At 61.7% G+C, this 6,707-nt stretch carries 5 protein-coding genes; 1 reads left to right on the forward strand and 4 read right to left on the reverse strand.

Annotated features, from left to right (window positions below):
* Positions 1-332: 332 nt before the first annotated feature.
* The 3 genes from VQ071_RS29180 to VQ071_RS29190 all read right to left on the reverse strand — a co-directional run bounded on the left by VQ071_RS29180 (position 333) and on the right by VQ071_RS29190 (position 4,749).
* Entirely contained in the window at positions 333-1,610 is a 1,278-nt protein-coding gene (locus tag VQ071_RS29180) for a DHHW family protein (protein WP_340518528.1), read from the reverse strand.
* A 19-nt stretch (positions 1,611-1,629) separates the two neighbouring features.
* A complete protein-coding gene (locus VQ071_RS29185; RefSeq protein ID WP_340518529.1) occupies positions 1,630-3,036 on the reverse strand; it encodes an MBOAT family O-acyltransferase in 1,407 nt (468 codons plus the stop codon).
* A 228-nt stretch (positions 3,037-3,264) separates the two neighbouring features.
* A complete protein-coding gene (locus VQ071_RS29190) occupies positions 3,265-4,749 on the reverse strand; it encodes a DHA2 family efflux MFS transporter permease subunit (protein WP_340518532.1) in 1,485 nt (494 codons plus the stop codon).
* A 117-nt stretch (positions 4,750-4,866) separates the two neighbouring features.
* Here VQ071_RS29190 and VQ071_RS29195 point away from each other — a divergent pair, with 117 nt between their 5' ends.
* Entirely contained in the window at positions 4,867-5,418 is a 552-nt protein-coding gene (locus VQ071_RS29195; RefSeq protein ID WP_340518534.1) for a PadR family transcriptional regulator, read from the forward strand.
* A gap of 349 nt (positions 5,419-5,767) precedes the next feature.
* Here the strand turns inward: VQ071_RS29195 and VQ071_RS29200 are convergent, their stop codons facing one another.
* On the reverse strand, positions 5,768-5,926 hold the full coding sequence (locus tag VQ071_RS29200; protein ID WP_340518536.1) for a hypothetical protein: 159 nt from the start codon (positions 5,924-5,926) through the stop codon (positions 5,768-5,770).
* Between the last annotated feature and the right edge of the window lie 781 nt (positions 5,927-6,707).

A 6,707-nucleotide genomic window follows, 5' to 3' on the forward strand; every position in this document is an offset into this window, starting at 1 on the left:
GCGGGGTTGCGGGGTTGCGGGGTTGCGGGGTTGCGGGGTTGCGGGGTTGCGGGGTTGCGGGGTTGCGGGGTTGCGGGGTTGCGGGGTTGCGGGGTTGCGGGGTTGCGGGGTTGCGGGGTTGCGGGGTTGCGGGGTTGCGGGGTCTGCGGGGTTGCGGGGTCTGCGGAGAGCGCGGGGTCTGCAGCCTTCGCGGCCCCTGCAGACCCTGCAGCCTTTGCAGCCCCTACAGCCCTCGCAGACATTTGCAAGCCTCTGCAGCCTCTCGCCTCGCAGGCCCGCCCCTACTCCGCCCTTCCCCCGTCCTTCCTCCACACCTCCCGCCCCGCTCGGATCTACCCTTTCTCAAAATTGTAGTTGTCACTGAACAGGTTGTCGTCGTGGAAGGCGATGAGCAGCATGTCGTAGTGCTCGCCCTTCAACAAGCGCTGCAGGCTGAACTGCGAATAGTAGCGGCTGTCGTATACGGTCAGTTTGCGGAAATGCCGGGCCAGGTACGGTGTGAGCGGGTTCATGTAGGAGTCCTTGAGCAGCAGCACGTTCAGCTCGTTGTCGGCCGCTTCGTTGACGTAGGTGATCTGCCGCCGGTCGCCGCCGTAGATCGTACCGTAGGTATAAGTGCCTTTGCCCGGCTTGAAGCCGTAAAACTCGTCGAACGTCTTGCCCATCGGACTCCCGTCTTTGTCGACGACTGAGAAGGAATCGAACGAAAACGGCGGCCTGGGCGCGTACAGCACCGTGCGGTCCGCCTTAGCCGTACTGACGGCGCCGTTGATCTGCGTATTGTAGCTGCCCTCGAAGCGTCCGTCCGTCAAGCGCGAGACGTCGATCTGTTCGATGGACAGCGGCTCGCCCTCGAACTGGGCGGAACGCGCGGAGAGTTGGTCGATCATCTCCTGATAAGCGCTGAACGCACCTTGTATGTTCCAGTGGTGGTCCGTCTCCAGGTACATCTCCTCGAGCTGCGCGTTCGTATAGCCGCCGAGCCTGTCCCTGATGTCGATGACGTTCACGGACGGGTCGAGCTTCGACAGGAAGTAGCGCTTGGACTCCGCATACGCATCGGTCTGCAAGTAGGACGGATACAGATGCATCAGCGATAAGGTCCGCGACGGGTTGAAGATGAAGAAGGTCTCGGTATGCAGCGCTTCGGCCGCCCGGACCGCCTCGTTCAGCTTGGCCGCCGATTCGTCGATCCGCGCGGTATGCACGACCCGGTCGGGTGTGGGCATGATCCATTTGTTGTTGATGATCATCAGCTTGGACACCGTGCGCAAGGTACGGGCCCGGGTGCCGTCCCCCGGCTGTCCGGGCTGCGCCGGATGCAGCAGATTGTCCAGCAGCAGGACGTTGAACAGCTTGGCGTTCTGCTGGCGCTGGTACAGCTTGACCATGCTGTCCCTGAGCACGATCTGGTCGTTGAAGTATTGATTCATCTGCTCGAAGAAGCGCCGCGTCGACACCGTCTCCGCGCTGATCGCGGGCAAGCGGCTGAGCGACCGGTTCTCGATGGCGGAGCTGCTTCTGTCCGGCACACACAGGCTGATCACCGCGAAGCCGCAGATGACCGTCAGGAAGGAAGCGATATATATGATAGCTGTTTTGTTGTTCAAGATAGTCTCCCCTGCACCGTCAGAATCTGAAGTATAGGAACGGATTGTAGGTTGAATTGATCAAATACAAGATAACTTCGCCGAACATGAGAAAATGAAGGACGAAGAGGATGGCGGTGCGCAAGCGGACAAGCGAAGGGCTGAGCCGTAAGCGGACGAGCCGCGGGTAGATCGGCACCGCAGCCAGCACCGCAGCCGCGAAGTAAATCCAGTTCAGCGACAGCAGTCCGAGCGCATGGGCATCAAGCAGATCCCGGCCGCGGATATCGAACATCGCGCCCAGGTAGCGGGTCGCATAGCCGAAGTCGTCGGCGCGGAAAAACACCCAGCCGACCATAACGAGCAGCAGTACCGCGATATGATTCAGCGGATATATCCGCCGCAGCAGCTTCTCGAGCCCGGCCTTTTCCAACGCGATCAGCACGCCGTAGTACGCCCCCCACGCCATGAACGTCCAGCTCGCCCCATGCCAGAAGCCGGTCAGCGCCCACACGATCAGCAGGTTGCGATACACCTTCCACGTTGCCGTGCGGCTGCCGCCGAGCGGGATGTACACGTAGTCCCGGAACCAGCTGCCGAGCGAGATATGCCAGCGCCGCCAGAACTCGGAGATGCTCCCCGAGATGTACGGATAATTGAAGTTCTCCTTGAACTCGAAGCCGAACATCTTGGCGAGGCCGATCGCCATGTCGCTGTAGCCCGAGAAGTCGAAGTAAATCTGGCACGTATAGGCGACGATCCCGATCCATGCGCTGGCGGTCGACAGGTCCCCGGCCGGGGAGGTGAACAGCTCGTCCGCCACGGCGCCCAGCGGATTGGCCAGCAGTATTTTTTTGGCCAGGCCCATGATGAAGCGCTGGATGCCCTCGGCGAATTGGACGGAAGCGAAGACGCGCTTGCGGAGCTGGGCCGCGACGTCGTGGTAGCGGATGATCGGCCCTGCCACCAGCTGCGGGAAGAACGTAATGTACAGCGACAGCCGGAACAGGTTGCGCTGCGCGGCTTCCGTCCGCCGGTACACGTCGATCAGGTAACTGAGCGCATGGAAGGTGTAAAAGGAAATGCCGACAGGCAGCGGTACCGGGTCCGGATGAAAGCTGGTATGGAGCGCGGCGTTCACGATGTCGACGAAGAAGTTGGCGTACTTGTAGAAGCCGAGCAGGCCAAGATTCACCACAATCGCGGAGGTCAGCACAAGCCTGCGCCTGCCCTGCCTCCTCCCCGCCGCCTCGATCCGGATGCCATAGCCGTAGTTCGCGAGTATGGACAGGATCATCAGCAGGATGTACCTTGGCTCTCCCCAAGCGTAGAAGATCAGGCTGAACAGGAGCAGCACCGCGTTTTTATATTTAAATGGAACGACAAAGTAGAATGCGAGAACGAGCGGCAAAAAGAAAAATAGAAAACCGACCGAGCTGAAAACCAACGTGAACCTCCTCCCGGCGGGACTGGAGCGTCTCGCCAAAGTCTCATCATACCAGCTGCAATAATCGTTGTAAAAGCTCGAAGAATAGGGAAAATGGGAGAATTCAGGAAATTGCGGCGCTGCTGCGGATGTCAAAAAGCCGGCGCCGCAGCGGAAGGGTCCGCTGCAGCGCCGGCTTTTGCCGGTTGGATCGTCTGGCTTGGTCTCGCAATTCGCTGACCGTTCAGGTTAACCCTCAGCCGTCGTAGCCTCCGCCTTGACCGACTCGGAAGCGAGCACGGTGTGCGGCTTCTTGAGCTTGGCGACGAACAGGCTGAGCGGCAGGGCGGCGAGCGCGACGAACGTGGCGATCAGGTACACGTCGTTGACGCTCATCGTGAACGCCATCATCTCGATGTGCGCGCGATTCTGGTCGCCGGCCATCGCGAGCGCGGTGCCGTGATCGACCGAGCGCGAGGCGAGCAGCGTCGTGAAGATCGCGATCGCGAAGGAGCCGAACACATTGCGCGTCCAGTTCGAGATCGAGGAGGCGTGGCCCGAGTTCTCGCGGGAGATCTCGTCCATCGCCGCATTGCTCGACGGCATGACGACGAATGCGATGCCGAGGTTGCGCACGGTCATCCACCAGATGACGTAGGCATGAGAGACGTCGATGCTGAGCCAGCTGAGCGCGAGCGTGCCGACGGTGAGCAGCACGATGCCGATCGTCATCAGGACGCGCGGACCGACGACATTGTACAGCTTGCCGACGATCGGCATCATGAGCGCCATCGCGAGCGAGGCGGGCAGCAGGATGAGTCCCGTATCCATCGCGGACACATGCTGGATGCGCTGCAGGAAGACAGGCGTCAGCAGCGTGCCGGAGTACAGGCTGATCGTGATGATGTTGGCGATGATCGTGTTCAGCGTGAAGCGGCCGTTCTTGAACACGCGCAGGTTGAGCAGCGGATGCACCGCCGTCAGCTCACGCCAGATGAACAGCGCCAGCACGGCGAGCCCGCCGCCGAGCAGGGAGAGGACTTTCCAGGAGCTCCAGCCCCAGTTGTGTCCTTGCCCCAGCGCCAGCAGCAGCGCCGTGCTGCTGACGACGACCGTGATGAAGCCGAGGCTGTCAAACGACTTCGGCACGCTGAGCCGATAATACGGAATATAGGCGTATACGAGCAGGATCGCGATCAGGCCGATCGGAATGTTCATGATGAACAGCCACTGCCAATCGAGGTTCTGAAGCAGCCAGCCGCTGATCGTCGGACCGAACGCGGGCGCGAGCATCGCGGACAAGCCCCAGAAGGCGATCGCCATCGGCTGTTTGCCACGGGGGATGATCTGATAGATAATGGACATCGTGGCCGGGATGATCAGGCCGCTGAAGGCGCCCTGCAGCACGCGGAACAGGATGAGCGAGCTCTCGCTCCAGGCAGCCGCGCACAGCGCGGAGGCGAGGGTGAACCCGATCAGCGAGAACATGTACAGCCGCTTGTAGCTGAACCGCTCGCCCAGGTAGCCGACGATCGGGGCGGTCGTGCCCATCGCCAGCATGAAGCCGGTCAGCGTCCATTGGACGGAACTGAGCGTCGTGTGAAAATGTTCCTTGAGCGGCTCGAGCGCGAGGTTGATCGTCGCGGAAGCGAGCACGCACAAGAAGGAACCGATAAAAATAGACAGCATAACCGGCCAAAAACGAATCTCGGCGGTCTTTTCTTCCGTATGCATAACAGCTCTCCACACCCATTCTATATATGTCTATATTTACATATCGAAAACTCCATAATTCTACTATTCGACCCCGTTCCTGTCAAAGCATTTTTCTATTATAAAGGAGCCTCCGCCGTGAACACCCTATCTTACGGACTGCTCAGCCTGCTCGCGCAATCCGACTTCTCCGGCTACGATCTGATGCTGCGCATCCAGCCGTTCTGGCCGGCCAAGCACAGCCAGATCTATCCGCTGCTCGCCAAGCTGGAGCAGGACGGCTACATCCGCTACGAGCTCGTCAATCAGCGCGACAAGCCGGATAAAAAAGTATACTCCCTGACCGCCAAAGGCAAGGACGCGCTCCGGGCCTGGTTCGACCAGCCGGCCGCCGAGCCCGCCCTGCGCGACGAGATGATGCTGAAGGTGTTCTGCATGTCCTACGCCCAGAGCAAATCCGCCCGCAAAATGTTCGCCGACCGGCTCGCCTACCACGAGGAGCGGCGGCAGGCTTACGCGGACAAGCTGTCCGAGCTGCAGCGGCGGCCCGATTGGCCTGCGGAAGGCCTGCCCGCGCCAGCGCATCCGCTGTTCGGCGCCTACCTGCTCACGCGCAAGGCGATCATGTCGACCGAAGCGAGCATCGCATGGTGCGCATGGGCGCTGAGCCTGCTGCCCGAGGAGGGCTAAGGCGCGCGCGCGGACGCATCCCGCGAGCAGCGGGCACGCCCGGAGCGGGCATCGCCTGCACTACGAGAGGCGATGCCTTGCTCCGGGCGCCCAATTCGCCCATCGCCTGTACTACGAGAGGCGATGACTCGCTCCGGGCGCCCAATTCGCCCATCGCCTGTACTACGAGAGGCGTTGCCTCGATCCGGGCGCCCATTCGCCCATCGCCTGCACTACGAGAGGCGATGACCCGCTCCGGGCGCCCAATTCGCCCATCGCCTGCACTACGAGAGGCGATGACTCGCTCCGGGCGCCCAATTCGCCCATCGCCTGCACTACGAGAGGCGATGACTCGATCCGGGCGCCCGATTCACACATCGCCTTCACTACGAGAGGCGATGCCTCGCTCCGGGCGCCCCATCCGCACATCGCCTGTACTACGAGAGGCGATGCCCCGCTCCGGGCGCCCAATCCGCCCATCGCCTGCACTACGAGAGGCGTTGCCTCGATCCGGGCGCCCGATCCGCACATCGCCTGTACTACGAGAGGCGATGACTCGCTCCGGGCGCCCGGTTCACACATCGCCTGTACTACGAGAGGCGATGCCCCGCTCCGGGCGTCCAATTCGCCCATCGCCTGCACTACGAGAGGCGTTGCCTCGCTCCGGGCGCCCGATTCATCGCCTGCACTACGAGAGGCGTTGCCTCGCTCCGGGCGCCCAATTCGCCCATCGCCTGCACTACGAGAGGCGATGCCTCGCTCCGGCGCCCAATTCGCCCATCGCCTGCACTACGAGAGGCGTTGCCTCGCTCCGGGCGCTCGATCCATCGCCTGCACTACGAGAGGCGTTGCCGCGCTCCGGGCGTTCAATTCGCCCATCGCCTGCACTACGAGAGGCGATGCCTCGCTCCGGCGCCCAATTCGCCCATCGCCTGCACTACGAGAGGCGATGCCGCGCTCCAGGCGCCCAATTCGCCCATCGCCTGCACTACGAGAGGCGATGCCTTGCTCCGGGCGCCCAATTCACACATCACCTGCACTACGAGAGGCGATGCCTTGCTCCGGGCGCCCAATTCGCCCATCGCCTGCACTACGAGAGGCGATGACCCGCTCCGGGCGTCCAATTCGCCCATCGCCTGTACTACGAGAGGCGTTGCCTCGCTCCGGGCGCCCGATTCACACATTGGAGTGCTACGATAAAAATGCAGTCGAAAAACCCCCTCGTATGAAATAAAATGAAAGCTAGCGAGGGGACGAGGACGCATGAACAGGTATGACAAGGCATTCAAAGAAGAAGCCATAAGACTGAG

Origin of the sequence: Cohnella sp. 56, from assembly GCF_037963805.1 — a bacterium.
Classification (GTDB): Bacteria; Bacillota; Bacilli; order Paenibacillales; family Paenibacillaceae; genus Cohnella.